General features: G+C 68.5%; 1 protein-coding gene. It reads left to right on the forward strand.

Annotated features, from left to right (window positions below):
- A partial coding sequence (gene ispG, locus KBY47_RS36180) for a flavodoxin-dependent (E)-4-hydroxy-3-methylbut-2-enyl-diphosphate synthase (protein ID WP_210928879.1) occupies positions 1-1,014 on the forward strand: 1,014 nt, incomplete at both ends.

The raw sequence follows: 1,014 nt of genomic DNA on the forward strand, positions 1-1,014 counted from the left end.
CGGTCGGGGGCGGGGCCCCGGTGTCGGTGCAGTCGATGACGACGACGCGTACGTCGGACATCGGCGCCACGCTCCAGCAGATCGCCGAACTCACCGCGTCGGGCTGTCAGATCGTCCGGGTCGCCTGCCCGACGCAGGACGACGCGGACGCGCTGGCGACCATCGCGCGCAAGTCGCAGATCCCGGTGATCGCGGACATCCACTTCCAGCCGAAGTACGTGTTCGCGGCGATCGAGGCCGGGTGTGCCGCGGTCCGTGTGAACCCCGGGAACATCAAGCAGTTCGACGACAAGGTGAAGGAGATCGCGCGGGCCGCGAAGGACCACGGCACCCCGATCCGGATCGGGGTGAACGCGGGCTCCCTGGACCGCCGTCTGCTCCAGAAGTACGGCAAGGCCACTCCTGAGGCGCTGGTGGAGTCGGCGCTGTGGGAGGCCTCCCTCTTCGAGGAGCACGACTTCCGGGACATCAAGATCTCGGTCAAGCACAACGACCCGGTCGTGATGATCGAGGCCTACCGCCAGCTCGCCGCCCAGTGCGACTACCCGCTCCACCTCGGCGTCACCGAGGCGGGCCCCGCGTTCCAGGGCACCATCAAGTCGGCCGTCGCCTTCGGGGCGCTGCTCTCGCAGGGCATCGGCGACACGATCCGGGTCTCCCTGTCGGCCCCGCCGGCCGAGGAGGTCAAGGTCGGCATCCAGATCCTGGAGTCGCTGAACCTCAAGGAGCGCGGTCTGGAGATCGTGTCCTGCCCGTCCTGCGGGCGCGCCCAGGTCGACGTCTACAAGCTGGCCGAGGAGGTCACGGCGGGCCTGACCGGCATGGAGGTCCCGTTGCGGGTCGCCGTCATGGGTTGTGTGGTCAACGGTCCGGGTGAGGCCCGCGAGGCCGACCTCGGTGTCGCCTCCGGCAACGGCAAGGGGCAGATCTTCGTCAAGGGCGAGGTCATCAAGACCGTCCCCGAGTCCAAGATCGTCGAGACGCTGATCGAAGAGGCGATGAAGCTCGCCGAGC

It is taken from the genome of Streptomyces sp. B93, assembly GCF_018070565.1.
Classification (GTDB): Bacteria; Actinomycetota; Actinomycetes; order Streptomycetales; family Streptomycetaceae; genus Streptomyces.